Here is a 16,057-nt window from a genome sequence, read left to right as displayed (position 1 = left end):
CTACGCTCACTCCATGAGCACAGCTCCGGAAGTCCGCGCCGTCGAACGGCAGGGCCTCGACGTCATCGCCGAGTCGGACCGGAAAGGCACCCCGCGTGGCCTGTTCTGGCCGTGGTTCGCGGCCAACATCTCCGTCCTCGGCATCGCCTACGGGTCCTTCGTCATCGGGTTCGGCATCTCGTTCTGGCAAGCGACCGTCGTCTCCGTCGTCGGTGTCGCCTTCTCGTTCCTGCTGTGCGGCATCGTCGCGATCGCGGGCAAACGCGGCTCGGCCCCCACGATGGTGCTCAGCCGCGCGGCCTTCGGCGTGCGTGGGAACCGGGTGCCGTCGTTCCTGAGCTGGGTGCTCACCGTCGGGTGGGAGACCTCGCTCGCGGCCCTGGCGGTCCTGGCGACCTCGACGGTGTTCGCCGAGCTCGGCTGGGACGGCGGGGTGCTCACGAAGGTCGTCGCGCTGATCGTCGTCGCGGCGCTCGTCGTCGGCGCGGGCGTCGCGGGATTCGACGTCATCATGCGGCTGCAGACGTGGATCACGGTCATCACGGCGGTGCTGACGGTCGTCTACATCGTGCTCGCGGCGCCGTCCGTCGACCTCGCCGTCGTCGGTGCGATGCCGTCCGGCAGTGCCCAGCAGGTCATCGGCGCCCTGGTGCTCGTGATGACCGGTTTCGGCCTCGGCTGGGTGAACGCCGCGGCCGACTACTCGCGGTACCTGCCGCGCGCGACCTCGACCCGCGGGGTCGTCGGGTGGACGACGTTCGGCGGCGCGCTCGCCCCGGCGGTCCTGGTGGTCTTCGGCGTCCTGCTCGCCGGCTCGTCGCCCGATCTCGACGCCGCGATCCAGGGCGACCCGATCGGCGCCCTCACCTCGATCCTGCCGGTCTGGTTCCTGGTGCCGTTCGCGATCGTCGCGATCCTCGGGCTCGTCGGCGGCGCGGTGCTGGACATCTACTCGTCCGGGCTCGCCCTGCTGAGCGTCGGCGTGCGGATCCCGCGTCCGGTCGCCGCCGGGGTCGACGGGCTGTTCATGGTCGCCGGCGCCGTCTACATCGCGTTCTTCGCCGAGAACTTCATCATCCCGTTCCAGGCGTTCCTCATCACGCTCGGCGTGCCCATCGCGGCGTGGGCCGGGGTCTTCGTGGCTGACGTCGTGCTCCGCCGCACGGCGTACGCCGAGGCCGAGCTCGACGACCGCCGCGGGCGCTACGGCGACGTCCGGTGGCGCGCGATCGCCCTGGTCGCCGTCGGTACGGCGCTCGGCTGGGGCCTGGTGACCCTGGCGTCACCGGCCTGGCTGAGCTGGCAGGGCTACCTGCTCGGACCGCTCGGGCTCGGTGGCCGCGCGGGACCCTGGGCTTACGCCAACCTCGGCGTCCTCGTGGCCCTGGTCGTCGGGTTCCTCGGCACGCTCGTCCTCGCCCGGGGGTCCGTCCGTCGCCAGGAGTCCCTGCGATGACGGTGCCCGCGGACGCCTGGCTCGTCGTCGTCGACATGCAGCAGGTCTTCACGGGGGAGAGCTCGTGGGCAGCCCCGCGCTACGACCACGCCGGCGCCGGCATCGAACGGCTGCTGCCGCGGTTCACCGGCCGCACGGTGTTCACCCGCTTCGTCGCACCGTCCGAGCCGCAGGGGGCGTGGGTGCCGTACTACCGCGACTGGCCCTTCGCGCTCGTCCCGGACGCCGACCCCCTGTACGCCCTCACCGAGCCCTTCGCGTCCGCCGCCGCGGACCGGGACGACCCCGTCGTGACCGAGCCCACCTTCGGCAAGTGGGGGACGGGCCTCCAGGCCGTGGTCGGGGACCACCCGCACCTGGTGCTGACGGGCGTGTCCACGGACTGCTGCGTGCTGTCGACCGCACTCGCGGCGGCTGACGCGGGCGCGACCGTGACCGTCGTCGCCGACGCGTGCGCGGGCGCGAGCGACGAGGACCACGAGCGGGCACTCGCGGTGATGCGGCTCTACGCGCCGCTCATCACCGTCGTCGACTCCGTCGGCGACGTCTGAACGGACCCGCGGCGACCGGACCCGGCGAGGTCAGACCGAGCGCGTAGAGTGCACCCGTGCCCGCAGTGAACCTCGGTATGCCCAAGTCGCCCGAAACCCTCGCCCCCCGTCGCCGGTCGCGGCAGATCCGGGTCGGCAAGGTGCTCGTCGGCGGTGACGCGCCGGTGTCGGTGCAGTCGATGACCACGACGCCGACGACGAACATCAACGCGACCCTGCAGCAGATCGCCGAGCTCACCGCCTCGGGCTGCGACATCGTCCGCGTCGCCGTCCCCAGCCAGGACGACGCCGACGCGCTGCCGATCATCGCCAAGAAGTCGCAGATCCCGGTGATCGCCGACATCCACTTCCAGCCGAAGTACGTGTTCCAGGCGATCGACGCCGGGTGCGCGGCCGTCCGTGTGAACCCCGGCAACATCCGCAAGTTCGACGACCAGGTCGGCGCCATCGCGAAGGCCGCCAAGGACGCCGGCGTGAGCCTGCGCATCGGCGTCAACGCCGGTTCGCTCGAGCCGAGCCTGCTGCAGAAGCACGGCAAGGCCACGCCCGAGGCACTCGTCGAGTCGGCGGTGTGGGAGGCCAGCCTGTTCGAGGAGCACGACTTCCACGACTTCAAGATCTCCGTCAAGCACAACGACCCGATCGTCATGGTCAAGGCCTACCGCCAGCTCGCAGCGGCGGGGGACTGGCCCCTGCACCTCGGCGTGACCGAGGCCGGGCCGGAGTTCCAGGGCACGATCAAGAGCGCCACGGCGTTCGGCATCCTGCTGGCCGAGGGCATCGGTGACACCATCCGCGTGTCGCTCTCCGCCCCGCCGGCGCAGGAGGTCAAGGTCGGCCTGCAGATCCTGCAGTCGCTCAACCTGCGCGAGCGCAAGCTCGAGATCGTCTCCTGCCCGAGCTGCGGCCGCGCCCAGGTCGACGTCTACCAGCTGGCGAACGACGTCACCAAGGGGCTCGAGGGCATGACCGTGCCCCTGCGCGTCGCCGTCATGGGCTGCGTCGTCAACGGCCCCGGCGAGGCGCGCGAGGCCGACCTCGGCGTCGCCTCGGGCAACGGCAAGGGGCAGATCTTCGTGAAGGGCGAGGTCATCGCGACCGTCCCGGAGCGCGAGATCGTCGCCACCCTGATCGCCGAGGCGAACCGCATCGCCGACGAGATGGGTCCGGCGGCCGCCACCGGGTCCGTCCAGGTCATCACGACGCCCTAGGCGCGACCACCCGTCCGTCGTCACGGTGGCGACGGAGCCGCGGGCACGGCGCGACCCGCGCCGCCCGCGCGCCGCCGCTAGGCTTGGCGCGTGGTCACTCGGCTTTCGCATCTGTTCCTCCGTACGCTCCGCGACGACCCCTCCGACGCCGAGGTGACGAGCCACAAGCTGCTCGTCCGCGCCGGGTACGTCCGTCGCCAGTCCCCGGGGATCTTCGCGTGGCTGCCGCTCGGCCTGCGGGTGCGCGCCAAGATCGAGGGCATCATCCGCGAGGAGATGGTCGCCGCGGGTGCGCAGGAGGTCCTGCTGCCCGCGCTGCTGCCCCGCGAGCCGTACGAGGCGACGAACCGCTGGACCGAGTACGGCGACGGCATGTTCCGCCTGCAGGACCGCAAGGGCTCCGACTACCTGCTCGCCCCCACGCACGAGGAGATGTTCGCGCTCCTGGTGAAGGACCTGTACGGCTCGTACAAGGACCTGCCGGTCACGCTGTTCCAGATCCAGGACAAGTACCGCGACGAGGCACGCCCGCGCGCCGGTCTGCTGCGCGGCCGCGAGTTCACGATGAAGGACGCGTACTCGTTCGACCTCACCGACGAGGGACTCGAGCGCAGCTACCAGATCATGCGCGACGCCTACGAGCAGATCTTCGCGCGCCTGGGCCTGGAGTACGTGATCGTCAAGGCGGACGCCGGCGCGATGGGTGGCTCGAAGTCCGAGGAGTTCCTGCACCCGATCGGCGTCGGCGAGGACACCTTCGTGCGCAGTGCGGGCGGCTACGCAGCCAACGTCGAGGCGTACGTCACCCCGGTGCCCGAGTCCCGTCCGGTCGAGGGGCTCCCCGAGCCGAGCACCCTGCCGGCGTCGGACACCCCGACGATCGACACCCTCGTCGCCCACGCGAACCAGGCCGCCCCGCGCGAGGGTGCCCCCTGGACGGCCGCGGACACGTTGAAGAACGTCGTCCTCGCCCTGACCCACCTCGACGGCACGCGCGAGGTCGTGGTCGTCGGGCTGCCGGGTGACCGCGACGTCGACCTGAAGCGCGCCGAGGTGGCGTTCGCGCCGGCCGAGGTCGAGGCCGCCGGCGACGACGACTTCAAGAAGCACCCCGGCGTCTTCGTGAAGGGCTACATCGGCCCGCAGGTCCTGGGTGCCGACAGCCCCTCGGGCATCCGCTACTTCGTCGACCCCCGCGTGGTCCACGGCACGAGCTGGATCACCGGCGCCAACGAGCGCGGCGTGCACGTCTCCGGCCTCGTCATGGGCCGCGACTTCACCGCCGACGGCGTCGCCGAGGTCTCCGACGTCCGTGCCGGTGACCCGGCGCCCGACGGCTCCGGCCCGCTCGAGACCGCTCGTGGCATGGAGATCGGGCACGTCTTCCAGCTCGGCCGCAAGTACGCCGAGGCGCTCGGGCTCAAGGTGCAGGACGAGAACGGCAAGCTCGCGACCGTCACGATGGGGTCGTACGGCATCGGCGTGACGCGCATCCTGGCGATCCTGGCCGAGGCGCACAACGACGAGAAGGGCCTGGTCTGGCCGAAGAACGTCGCGCCCTTCGACGTGCACGTGGTCGCCACGGGCAAGGACGCGGTCGCCTACGACCTGGCGACGGACATCGTCGCGCAGCTCGAGGGCGAGCGCTTCGAGGTCGTCTACGACGACCGGCCGAAGGTCTCGCCCGGCGTGAAGCTCCGCGACGCGGAACTGCTCGGCATGCCGATCGTCGTCGTCGCCGGCCGTGGTGCCGCCGACGGCGTCGTCGAGCTCTGGGACCGCGCGACGGGCGACCGCCGCGACGTCCCGGTCGCCGAGCTGCTCGACGCGGTCCGCGCGATCTAGACGCGATCTTCGACGGACGGGAGGCCCGTGGCGACGCCGCCACGGGCCTCCCGTCCGTCTCGTGGTTCTGGGGTACGCTTGTGGCCGACTTCTGCGACGGTTCCATCCGCAGGAGCGACTCAGCTGAATACGGAGGCACCTCGGTGAAGATCGATCTCGCAGTCCTGCGACTCATGGAGCGCGAGCGGGAGATCCCGTTCGACGAACTGGTCCAGATCATCGAATCTGCCATCCTGACCGCGTACCAGAAGCACGCCGACGAGAACGGCGAGCCGGCCCACCCGCAGTCGCGCGTCGAGCTCGACCGCAAGTCCGGCGAGGTCAGCGTCTACGTCCCCGAGCTCGACGACGAGGGCACCGTCATCGGTGAAGCCGTCGACCAGCCGAGCGACTTCGGGCGCATCGCGGCCTTCGCGGCGAAGCAGGTCATCAACCAGCGCCTGCGCGACATCGGCGACGACAAGATCCTCGGCGAGTTCCGCGGCAAGGAGGGCGACATCGTCGCGGGTGTGGTCCAGCAGGGCCCGAACCCGAAGATGGTGCACGTCGACCTCGGCACGATCGAGGCGATCCTGCCCCCCGAGGAGCAGGTGCCGGGTGAGTCGTACACGCACGGTTCCCGCATCCGCGTCTACGTGACGAGCGTCGCCCGCGGCAACAAGGGCCCGCAGATCACGGTGTCCCGCACGCACCCGGGCCTGGTCCGCAAGCTGTTCGCGCTCGAGGTGCCCGAGATCGCGTCGGGCGTCGTCGAGATCACCTCGCTCGCCCGCGAGGCCGGGCACCGCACGAAGATCGCCGTCAAGGCGAACGAGCCCGGTGTGAACGCGAAGGGTGCCTGCATCGGCGAGCTCGGCGCGCGTGTCCGGTCCGTCACGAACGAGCTCGGCGCCGAGAAGATCGACATCGTCGACTGGTCGTCCGACCTCGCGTCGTTCGTCGCGAGCGCGCTGTCGCCCGCCAAGGTGACGAGCGCCTTCGTGCTCGACGCGTCGACGAAGGCCGTCCGCGCACTCGTGCCGGACTACCAGCTGTCGCTCGCGATCGGCAAGGAGGGGCAGAACGCCCGCCTCGCCGCGAAGCTCACCGGCGCGCGGATCGACATCCAGCCCGACTCCGTCATGGACGGCGAGGACTAGGCGATTTCGCCTCCGGCGTGCCCCGTGAGGGCGCGCCGGATCGCGGACGTCCGAGGCAAGGAGTACAGTGGTCCCCGTCAGAACGTGCATCGGCAGTCGTCGTCGCGCACCCCGATCCTCCCTCCTCCGAGTCGTCGCCCTGGGCGACGGACGCGTCGTGGCGGATCCGAAGGCAGTCATGCCGGGCCGGGGAGCATGGCTCACACCGACGGTCGATGCCTACGATCTGGCCGTCAAGCGCAGGGCCTTCCGCCGTGCACTCCGGCTGGATCGCGATCCCGACACGTCCGCGGTGCTCGACCACATCGCCGGTCTCCCAGAGGCCACGACCGAGCGCCAGGACATGACAGAACAGGCTGAACGGCTTATGGACAACTGATGAGCGGCTCGAAATGAGACCCGTCATCCATTGAGTCCTGCCCCTTCACGGGGTGGGACCCGTGAAGGAGAACAGTGGCTAAACCACGCGTACACGAGATCGCAAGCGAGCTCGGCGTCGACAGCAAGACCGCACTCGAGAAGCTCAAGGAGCTCGGCGAGTTCGTCCGGGGTGCCAGCTCGAGCATCGAGCCCCCCGTGGCACGGAAGCTCCGTGCCGCCCTGCAGGCAGACGGCGCCCCCGCCGCGAAGCCCGCCGCCTCGGCGTCCGCGCCGAGCGCACCGGCCAAGGCCAGCGCGCCGAAGTCGAGTGCCCCCAAGCCCGGCGGCCCCCGCCCGGGTCCGGCCCGTCCGGCTCCGACCCCGGAGCCCGAGGCCCCTGCAGCACCCGCTGCCGACGTGCCGACTCCGGCCGCGCCGAAGTCGGTCGCCCAGCGACAGGCCGAGGCCGAGGCTGCGCAGAAGGCCCGCGCCGAGAAGCAGGCCGCCGAGCAGCAGACCGCCGCGTCCACCGACGCGGCACCGAAGTCCGACGCGGTGAAGCCGGGCAGCAGCCCGAAGCCCCCCGCGGCCGGCCCGAAGCCGGGCGGCCCCAAGCCCGGCGCGCGTCCGGGCAACAACCCGTACTCGTCGAACCAGGGCATGGGCTCGCGTCCGCCGCGTCCCGGCAACAACCCCTACTCGTCCAACCAGGGCATGGGACAGCGCCCTGCCGCCGGCGCAGCCGGTGGTGGCGGCATCCCGCGTCCGCAGCCCCCGCGTCCGGGCACGCCCCGTCCGGGTGCTCCGCGTCCGGGTGGTCCCGGTCAGGGCAACCGTCCCAACGGCTTCGGGCAGCGCCCGGGCCAGGGTGGCGGCCGTGGTGGCCCCGGTGCCCGTCCGGGTGCCGGCGGCGGTGCCGGTGGCGGCTTCCCGCGTCCGGCGTTCAGCGGCCCGCGTCCCGCCGGTGGCGGCGGCCGTGGTCGTGGCCCCGGTGGTGGGACCGCCGGTGCGTTCGGTCGCGGTGGCGGCAAGAGCCGTGCCCGCAAGTCGAAGCGGACGAAGCGCGCCGAGTACGAGATGCGGCAGGCGCCGTCGCTCGGTGGTGTGCAGGTCCCGCGTGGCGACGGCAACACGGTCGTCCGACTCCGTCGTGGTGCGAGCATCTCGGACTTCGCGGACAAGATCGACGCCATGCCCGGCAACCTGGTGACGGTGCTGTTCCACCTCGGTGAGATGGCGACCGCGACCGAGTCGCTGGACGAGGCCACGTTCGAGGTCCTCGGTGACGAGCTGGGCTACAAGATCCAGATCGTGTCGCCGGAGGACGAAGACCGCGAGCTCCTCGAGGGCTTCGACATCGACATCGACGCCGAGTACGCCGACGAGGACGACTCCGTCCTGCAGCAGCGTCCCCCGGTCGTCACCGTCATGGGTCACGTCGACCACGGTAAGACCCGACTGCTCGACGCGATCCGGAACTCGAAGGTCGTCGAGGGCGAGGCCGGTGGCATCACGCAGCACATCGGTGCGTACCAGATCGTCACCGAGCACGAGGGCATCGAGCGCCCGATCACCTTCATCGACACCCCGGGTCACGAGGCCTTCACGGCCATGCGTGCCCGTGGCGCCCAGGTCACGGACATCGCGATCCTCGTGGTCGCGGCGGACGACGGCATCATGCCCCAGACGATCGAGGCACTGAACCACGCGCAGTCGGCCGGTGTGCCGATCGTGGTCGCGGTGAACAAGATCGACAAGGAGGGTGCGAACCCGGCGAAGGTGCGTCAGCAGCTCACCGAGTACAACCTGGTGGCCGAGGAGTACGGCGGCGACGTCATGTTCGTCGACGTGTCCGCACGGCAGAACGTCGGCATCCAGGACCTCCTGGACGCCGTGCTGCTCACCGCGGACGCCGGGCTCGACCTCCGTGCGAACCCCGACAAGGACGCCCGAGGCGTCGCGATCGAAGCGCGGCTCGACAAGGGCCGCGGTGCGGTGGCGACCGTCCTCATCCAGTCCGGCACGCTGCACGTCGGTGACGCCATCGTGGCGGGCACGGCGTACGGCCGCGTCCGTGCGATGACGGACGAGAACGGTGTCTCGGTCAAGGCCGCGACGCCGAGCCGTCCGGTCCAGGTGCAGGGTCTGTCCTCGGTGCCCCGCGCCGGTGACACGTTCCTGGTCACCGAAGAGGACCGCACCGCGCGTCAGATCGCCGAGAAGCGTGAAGCCGCCGAGCGCAACGCCCAGCTGGCCAAGGCCCGCAAGCGCATCTCGCTCGAGGACTTCACCCGTGCACTCGAAGAGGGCAAGGTCGACTCGCTCAACCTCATCATCAAGGGTGACGTCTCCGGTGCCGTCGAGGCACTCGAGCAGTCGCTCCTGGACATCGAGGTCGACGACAGCGTCCAGCTCCGCATCCTCCACCGCGGTGTCGGTGCGATCACGGAGTCGGACATCGACCTCGCCACGATCGACAACGCCATCGTGGTCGGCTTCAACGTCCGTCCGGACGTCAAGGCCCGCGAGCGCGCGGCGCGCGAAGGCATCGACGTGCGCTTCTACTCGGTCATCTACAACGCACTCGAGGACATCGAGCAGTCCCTCAAGGGCATGCTCAAGCCCGAGTACGAAGAGGTCCAGTCGGGTGTCGCCGAGATCCGCGAGGTGTTCCGCTCCTCGAAGTTCGGCAACATCGCGGGTGTCATCGTCCGCTCCGGCACGATCACGCGCAACGCCAAGGCGCGTGTCATCCGTGAGGGTGTCGTGCTCGCCGACGGACTGGCGATCGAGTCGCTCCGTCGCTTCAAGGACGACGTCACCGAGGTCCGCACGGACTTCGAGGCCGGTATCGGTCTGGGCAAGTTCAACGACATCCAGATCGGTGACGAGATCGAGACCACCGAGCTCGTCGAGAAGCCGCGCGACTGATCGTGTGACTCCCTGGGCCCCGACCCTGCCGAACGGCAGGGTCGGGGCCCGACCCCGTTCCACGGACCCGACCCCGTTCCACGGGTACGACCCCGTCCCACAGGCCCGACCCGTTCCACACACCGAAAGAGGACCCCATGGCCGATCCGCAGCGCGCACGCAAGATGGCGGACCGCATCAAGGAAGTCGTCGCACGTCGACTCGACAAGGGCCTGCGGGACCCGCGACTCGGGTTCGTCACGATCACCGACGTCCGTGTCACCGGCGACCTGCAGCACGCGTCGATCTTCTACACCGTGTACGGCACCGACGAGGAGCGCGCCGACTCCGCCGCAGCCCTGAAGGCCGCGACCGGCATGCTCCGGTCGGAGGTCGGCAAGAACATCACCGCCCGCTTGACCCCGTCGCTCGAGTTCATCGCGGACGCCCTGCCCGAGACCTCGGCGCACATGGAGGACCTGCTCGTGCAGGCCCAGATGCGTGACGAGCAGGTCCGGGCGGCCTCGGTCGGCGCCACGTACGCCGGCGACGCCGACCCGTACAAGCGCGACGAGGACGACGAGGACACGGACGACGACACCGCCGACGACGACACCGCGGGGACCGCTCGCGCCTGAGCGCGTCGACACCGCGGGCACGTCCCGCGTCCGCACCGACGACACGGCTGCCGGGGCACACCGCCCCGGCAGCCGCGTTCAGTGTCCGGGCAGCTGGTACCCGAGCGTGTCGTCCCCGACGGCAAGGCCGTCGCGCAGGAGCGACGCGAGCGCCCGGTCGCGCTGCTCGGCGTCGGGCCACACCGGCGCGATCTCGGCCCGGGTCACCGGCACGTCGCTGGCCCGCAGCTCCGCCATGATCAGGCCGCGCACCTGCCGGTCGCTGCCGGCGAACCTCGACTGTCGCGGGGCCCGCGGGCCGTCGTGCTCCGGGTACCCCGCCGCGCGCCAGGCGCAGCGGTCGGCGATCGGGCATGCGTCGCACGCGGGGGAGCGGGCGACGCACACGAGCGCGCCGAGCTCCATCACCGCCGCGTTCGTCGCGGCGGCGTCGTCACGGTCCGCCGGCAGGACGGACTCCATGAGCGGCAGGTCCTGCTTCGCCTTCGCCGGACCGGGCTCGCCCTGTCCGAGCACCGCCCGCGCCAGCACCCGCCGGACGTTCACGTCGACGACCGGGTGCCGGTCGCCGTACGCGAAGACCGCGACGGCCCGCGCCGTGTAGTCGCCGATGCCGGGCAGCGCCAGGAGCGCGTCGACGTCGCGCGGCACGACGTTGTCGTGCTCCGTCGCGATCACGGTGGCCGCCGCGTGCAGCGCGAGCGCGCGTCTCGGGTAGCCGAGCCGGTCCCACGCACGCACCGCGTCCGCCGGGGGCGACGCCGCGAGGTCCGCAGGGGTCGGCCACCGGGTGAGCCACGCCTCCAGTCGGGGGACCACCCGGGCGACCTGCGTCTGCTGCAGCATGATCTCGCTGACCAGCGTGCCCCACGCGGGGAAGCCGGGGCGGCGCCACGGCAGGTCGCGGGCCTGCCGGCGGAACCAGGCCACGAGCGGGGTCGCGATGTCGGGGACCGTCGCGTCGGCGACGCGGTCCGCCGGACGGGAGGCTCTGCTCGCGTTCACCACGACAGCCTACGGTGGACGCATGGCACGCTGGGCACCAGAAGAGACCGACACGATGGCCGCGATCGCTGCGGAGGTGATCGGCCAGGTGGGCACGAACCGCACCGTGATCGGTGTCGACGGCCAGGACGGCACCGACCTCGAGCGCGTGGCGGCCGCACTCGTCACCGGCTTCGAGCAGCACGGGATCCCGGCCATGGCCGCGGCGGCGCCCTCGGCCGACCAGGACACGCTGCGGTCGGACCTCGTGACGCCGTTCCGGACGACCGGCGCCGGCGCCGGGGTGCTCGTCGTGCACGGGCAGGGCGTCCTCGCCCCCGGGGTGCGCACGCTGTGGCGGTGGTCGCTGTGGGTCGAGCAGGAGGCCGGTCGCCTCGAACGCCGGGCGGACGTCAAGATCGCGGCGTCGGCGGTGCTCGACGTCACCGACCCGGAGCACCCGCGCCGCGAGTGGAACGACGCCTGCTGAGCCGCTCTGGCCTGGAGGGCGCTGGTACGCTCCTGTGGTGCTCGAAACCCCTCCGGACGGCATCCTCCTGGTCGACAAGCCGCAGGGGATCTCCAGTCACCGCGTGGTCTCCATCGCACGGCGCCGCCTCGGCCTGAAGAAGGTCGGCCACGCCGGCACCCTCGACCCGATGGCCACCGGACTCCTGCTGCTGGGCATCGGTCCGTCCACACGACTCCTGACGCACCTGGTCGGACTCGACAAGACGTACACCGCCACCGTCCGCCTCGGGGTCTCGACCGACTCCGACGACGCCGACGGCACCCCGACCGCCGCGGTGGGGACCGCCGCTGCCGACGTCTCGGACGCCGCAGTGGAGCGTGCCGTGGCCGAGCAGCGCGGGGTCATCGACCAGGTGCCCTCGACCGTCAGCGCGATCAAGGTGGACGGGCGACGCGCCTACGACCTCGCGCGCAAGGGTGAGACCGTCGAACTCCGCTCGCGCCGGGTCACGGTGTCGCAGTTCGACGTCACCGCCCGCACCGACGCCACCGCCGTGGTCGACGGCGCCGAGGTGACCGTCGTGGACCTCGACGTCGTCGTCACCTGCTCGTCGGGCACCTACGTGCGGGCCCTCGCGCGGGACGTCGGCGCCGCGCTCGGGACCGGCGCGCACCTCGTGGCCCTCCGTCGCACCCGGGTGGGACCGTTCGACGTCGACGACGCGATCGACCTCGAGGACGACGCGGTGGACGTCCGCGGCGCCCTCGCCCGACCCGCCGACGTCGCCCGCCGACTGTTCACGTCCGTGACGCTCGACGCCGCGTCGGCGAAGGACCTGACCGACGGCAAGCGCGTGGCTGCCGAGCACCCCGACTCGGACGGACCGGTGGCCGCGATCGCCGCCGAGGACGACCGGCTCGTCGGGCTGGTCTCGGTCCGTCGCGGACTGCTCCGGGTCATCACCAACTTCCCGGCGCCCGCCGCCGATCGACCGCAGGCGGGGTCGCGCGCATGATCGAGTGGTTCATGTGGGTGCAGGTCGTGCTGGCGGCCGTCGTCGGGCTCTTCGCGGTCGTGGTCGGCTTCGTCGGCTGGAAGCCGAACGACACCACGGTCGGCGCACTCGTGCTCATCGAGCTCCTGCTGCTGGCGCAGGGTGTGATCTCCATCGTGCAGGCCCTGACCGGCAGCCCGCCCGTGGGCAACGCACTGGAGTTCGGCGTCTACGCGGTGTCCGTGCTGCTGGTCCCGCCGGCAGCGGTGGTCTGGGCGCTGATCGACCGCACGAAGTGGAGCACCGTCGTCCTCGGCGCCGGAGCGTTCACCGTCGCGGTCATGGTGTACCGGATGTACCAGATCTGGTTCGCGCTCACCTGACGGGCTGACCTGACGGGTTGACCTGACGCGCTGACCTGACGCGCTCGCCTGACGCGCTCGCCTGACGTCCGAGGTCATGGTGGCCCACGGTGATCGGTAGGATCGGTGCAATGGCGACCAGATCCTCACTCGCGACCGGCGTCGGCCGGGTCCTCATCGCCGTGTACGGCATCCTCGCGCTGGCGGCGACGGGCCGCAGCGTCGTGCAGATCATCGAGAAGTTCTCGTACGCCCCGTTCGCCTACACGCTCAGCGCCCTGGCCGCGGTCGTCTACATCGTCGCGATGATCGCCCTGATCGTGCCCGGTCGCACCTGGTACCGCGTCGCCTGCGTCACCATCGGGTTCGAGATGGCCGGTGTGCTCGTCGTCGGCACGCTCTCGCTCGTCGACCGCCAGCTGTTCCCGGACGACACCGTGTGGTCGTACTACGGCATGGGCTACCTGTTCGCGCCGCTCGTGCTGCCGATCGCCGGGCTCTGGTGGCTCCGGAAGCACCACCGCGCCGCCGTCAGCGGCTCCGGCCCGGTCGCGCCGTCGGGCGCCCGGACGAGCGAGTAGGAGCGGCCGTGCAGTTCTACCAGGACACCGCCGAGGTGCCGGACGACTTCGGACCCAGCGCCGTCACGATCGGCAAGTTCGACGGCGTGCACGTCGGTCACCGCGCCGTCATCGCCCACCTGGAGCGCGCCGCCCGCGACCAGGGGCTCGTCGCCACCGTCGTGACCTTCGACCAGCACCCGCTCAACGTCATCGACCCGCAGCACGTCCCGCCGGCGCTCACCAGCACGGCGCAGCGGCGTGAGCTCCTCGAGGACGCCGGGGTCGACGCCACGCTGCTGCTCCGATTCGACCCGGACCTGCAGTCGAAGGCGCCCGAAGCGTTCGTGTCCGAGGTCCTCGTCGACACGCTGCACGCCCGGCTCGTCTTCGTCGGCAGCGACTTCCGGTTCGGCGCGAAGGGCGCCGGGGACGTTGCGCTCCTGCGCCGACTGGGGGAGCAGCACGGGTTCACCGTCGAGCTCATCGACGACGTCGACCTGGTCGACGACGTGCGTCCGGAGGGTGAGCGTCGCGTCTCGTCGACCTGGATCCGCGAGCTCCTCGGCGACGGCCGGGTGGCCGAGGCCGCCCGGCTGCTCGGGCGTGAGCACGCGGTCCGCAGCACCGTGGTGCACGGCAACCAGCGCGGCCGTGCGATGGGGTACCCGACCGCCAACCTCGACCCGGCGTGCGAGGGGTTCGTCCCCGCGGACGGCGTCTACGCCGCACGCGTCCTGCACGAGGGCACCGTGTACCCGGCGGCGGTCTCCGTGGGCAACAACCCGACCTTCGAGGGGGTGCCGGCGAAGCAGATCGAGGCGCACCTGCTCGACGTCGACATCGACCTGTACGACGACCGCATCTCGGTGCTCTTCGTGGCGTACGTGCGCGGGATGGTGAAGTTCTCGTCGATGGACGAGCTCGCGGCCCAGATGCGGCAGGACGACCTCGACATCCGGCTGATGCTCGGGCTCCCCGCGCCGGTCTGAGCGGCGACCGGGCCGCCGGCGTGGACGATGACCTCTCGCCGCGCCGCGCTGAGCCGCGCCGATCCGCGCCGGGCCGCGCCGCGCCAAGCCGCGCCCCGACACAACGGGGCGCGATGACCGCAGCGGGGTGCGATCACGAGCCGGCGCTCTGTGCGGAGACGCGCGCCCGGTACCGGGCGCTTCGTCAGCGTGACGGACAAGCTGCGCCTGCCGAGGCGCGAGCCGTGTCCGGCTGCGCGAGTCTCGGACCGCGGCGAACCGACCCCCGCACGACGGCCCGGACAGCGGGACGCCCCGCGACCGGATCGGTCACGGGGCGTCCCGCAGTCAGCCGGGGCCGCTCAGCCGCCCAGCGCGTCCAGCCAGATCTTGCGCGCGTCGAGGGCTTCCTGCGCGTCCTTGATCTTCCGTGCATCGCCGGTGGCCTGCGCAGCAGCGAGCTCGGCCTCGAGCTTGCCGATGGCGTCCTCGAGCTGGCTCGCGAGTCCGGTCTGCCGGGCCTTGCGCTCCGGGTTGGACTCCTTCCAGTGCGCGTCCTCGAGGCCACGCACGTGGTCCTCGATCGCACGCAGACGGTCCTCGACGCGACGGACGTCCCCGCGCGGGACCTTGCCGATCTCGTCCCACCGGCGCTGGATGCCGGTCAGGGTCTTGCGCGCCGCGACGCGGTCGGTCGCCTGCAGCAGCGGCTCGGCCTCGGTCAGGAGCGCCTGCTTGGCCTCGAGGTTGGCGGAGAACTCCTCGTTCTCGGCGGCGCTCTCGGCGTGGCGCTGCTCGAACAGCACGTCACCGGCGGCCTTGAACCGTGCCCAGAGCGCGTCGTCGTGCCGCTTGCCCGCTCGACCGGCGTTCTTCCAGTCGTCGAGCAGCTGGCGGTAGTCCGGGATCGCGTCCGAGCCACGGGGTGCCAGGGCCTCGGCCTGGGCGACGAGCTCCTGCTTGCGCGTCCGGGCGTCACGGTGCTGCGCGTCGAGCTCGGAGTAGAACGCTCGGCGGTGCTGGTCGACGGTGGAGCGCGCGGCACGGAACCGCTTCCAGAGCTCGTTCGCCTCGTTCTTCGGGATCCGCGGCCCGTCGTGCTGGTGCTGCTGCCAGCGGGCGAACACGTCGTCCAGCTGCGCGGTGATCTGCTTCCACTGCGCGCGTGCCGGGTCGACCGCGGCGAGGGCCTCGGCTTCCTCCACCAGGGCCGTGCGGTGCGCGAGGGCGTCGTTCAGGGCCTGCTGCGCCTGCTCCGCCTGCTCCTTGGTGAGCGAGCCGAGCTGCTCGGACAGCGCGCCGACGCGGGTCTCGAGCGACTTGATGTCGCCCACCACCCGGGCCTCGGCCACCAGGGCCGTCAGGTGCTCGACGGTGCGTGCGACGTCGTTCGCCGAGGCGCCACGCTGGACGCGCTGCTCGGCGATCTTCACCTGCCCCTCGAGGTCGGCGTACTTCCGCGCGAAGTAGGCGAGGGCTTCGTCGGGGGTGGCGTCCGGGTACTCACCGACCGTCCGTTCGGTGTCCTCGTACCGGACGTACACGGTCCCGTTCTCGTCGACCCGCCCCCAGGTCGTTGCTTCGTCAGATGCCACAGGTCTCGC

The 16,057-nt window shown here is 71.6% G+C and carries 15 protein-coding genes; 13 read left to right on the top strand and 2 right to left on the bottom strand.

Annotated features, from left to right (window positions below; genetic code table 11):
• Positions 1-13 precede the first annotated feature (13 nt).
• The 8 genes from I8920_RS08745 (at position 14) to rbfA (ending at position 10,110) form a co-directional block, all read left to right on the top strand.
• Positions 14-1,456, top strand: a complete 1,443-nt coding sequence (locus I8920_RS08745; RefSeq protein ID WP_198656000.1) for a purine-cytosine permease family protein — start codon at positions 14-16, stop codon at positions 1,454-1,456.
• Positions 1,453-2,007, top strand: a complete 555-nt coding sequence (locus tag I8920_RS08740) for a cysteine hydrolase family protein (RefSeq protein ID WP_198655999.1) — start codon at positions 1,453-1,455, stop codon at positions 2,005-2,007. The genes I8920_RS08745 and I8920_RS08740 overlap by 4 nt, the downstream gene beginning before the upstream one ends.
• 77 nt (positions 2,008-2,084) lie before the next feature.
• Complete coding sequence (gene ispG / locus I8920_RS08735) at positions 2,085-3,218, top strand: flavodoxin-dependent (E)-4-hydroxy-3-methylbut-2-enyl-diphosphate synthase (RefSeq protein ID WP_198658692.1); 1,134 nt, start codon at positions 2,085-2,087, stop codon at positions 3,216-3,218.
• Positions 3,219-3,308: 90 nt separating this feature from the next.
• The gene (locus I8920_RS08730; RefSeq protein ID WP_198655998.1) at positions 3,309-5,063 is read left to right on the top strand and encodes a proline--tRNA ligase; all 1,755 of its coding nucleotides are present in this window, start codon (positions 3,309-3,311) and stop codon (positions 5,061-5,063) included.
• Between the two features lie 143 nt (positions 5,064-5,206).
• A complete protein-coding gene (nusA, locus tag I8920_RS08725) occupies positions 5,207-6,202 on the top strand; it encodes a transcription termination factor NusA (RefSeq protein ID WP_198655997.1) in 996 nt (331 codons plus the stop codon).
• 67 nt (positions 6,203-6,269) lie between these two features.
• Positions 6,270-6,581 carry a YlxR family protein gene (locus tag I8920_RS08720; RefSeq protein ID WP_198655996.1) on the top strand — a complete coding sequence of 104 codons (312 nt, stop codon included), beginning with the start codon at positions 6,270-6,272 and terminating at the stop codon, positions 6,579-6,581.
• Between the two features lie 74 nt (positions 6,582-6,655).
• On the top strand, positions 6,656-9,493 hold the full coding sequence (infB, locus tag I8920_RS08715; RefSeq protein WP_198655995.1) for a translation initiation factor IF-2: 2,838 nt from the start codon (positions 6,656-6,658) through the stop codon (positions 9,491-9,493).
• Positions 9,494-9,630: 137 nt separating this feature from the next.
• Entirely contained in the window at positions 9,631-10,110 is a 480-nt protein-coding gene (gene rbfA / locus I8920_RS08710; RefSeq protein ID WP_198655994.1) for a 30S ribosome-binding factor RbfA, read from the top strand.
• A 78-nt stretch (positions 10,111-10,188) separates the two neighbouring features.
• Here rbfA and I8920_RS08705 read toward each other — a convergent pair whose 3' ends face one another.
• Entirely contained in the window at positions 10,189-11,115 is a 927-nt protein-coding gene (locus I8920_RS08705; RefSeq protein ID WP_442873553.1) for an A/G-specific adenine glycosylase, read from the bottom strand.
• 22 nt (positions 11,116-11,137) lie between these two features.
• On the opposite strand from I8920_RS08705, the gene I8920_RS08700 reads away from it, so the two are divergent.
• The 5 genes from I8920_RS08700 (at position 11,138) to I8920_RS08680 (ending at position 14,474) form a co-directional block, all read left to right on the top strand.
• A complete protein-coding gene (locus tag I8920_RS08700; protein ID WP_198655993.1) occupies positions 11,138-11,584 on the top strand; it encodes a hypothetical protein in 447 nt (148 codons plus the stop codon).
• Between the two features lie 37 nt (positions 11,585-11,621).
• Positions 11,622-12,581: a tRNA pseudouridine(55) synthase TruB gene (gene truB / locus I8920_RS08695; RefSeq protein ID WP_198655992.1), complete on the top strand. Its 960-nt coding sequence runs from the start codon at positions 11,622-11,624 to the stop codon at positions 12,579-12,581.
• Entirely contained in the window at positions 12,578-12,943 is a 366-nt protein-coding gene (locus tag I8920_RS08690; RefSeq protein WP_198655991.1) for a hypothetical protein, read from the top strand. Before truB ends, I8920_RS08690 begins: the two co-directional genes overlap by 4 nt.
• A gap of 110 nt (positions 12,944-13,053) precedes the next feature.
• Positions 13,054-13,503, top strand: a complete 450-nt coding sequence (locus I8920_RS08685) for a hypothetical protein (RefSeq protein ID WP_198655990.1) — start codon at positions 13,054-13,056, stop codon at positions 13,501-13,503.
• 8 nt (positions 13,504-13,511) lie between these two features.
• Positions 13,512-14,474 carry a bifunctional riboflavin kinase/FAD synthetase gene (locus I8920_RS08680; protein ID WP_198655989.1) on the top strand — a complete coding sequence of 321 codons (963 nt, stop codon included), beginning with the start codon at positions 13,512-13,514 and terminating at the stop codon, positions 14,472-14,474.
• Between the two features lie 341 nt (positions 14,475-14,815).
• On the opposite strand, the gene I8920_RS08675 is transcribed toward I8920_RS08680, so the two are convergent.
• Positions 14,816-16,048, bottom strand: a complete 1,233-nt coding sequence (locus tag I8920_RS08675; RefSeq protein WP_198655988.1) for a DUF349 domain-containing protein — start codon at positions 16,046-16,048, stop codon at positions 14,816-14,818.
• Positions 16,049-16,057: the final 9 nt, after the last annotated feature.

The organism is Curtobacterium sp. YC1, from assembly GCF_016267665.1.
Classification (GTDB): Bacteria; Actinomycetota; Actinomycetes; order Actinomycetales; family Microbacteriaceae; genus Curtobacterium.
The sequence above is the reverse complement of the archived record's forward strand: the minus strand, read 5'-3'. Positions and strand labels throughout refer to the sequence as shown.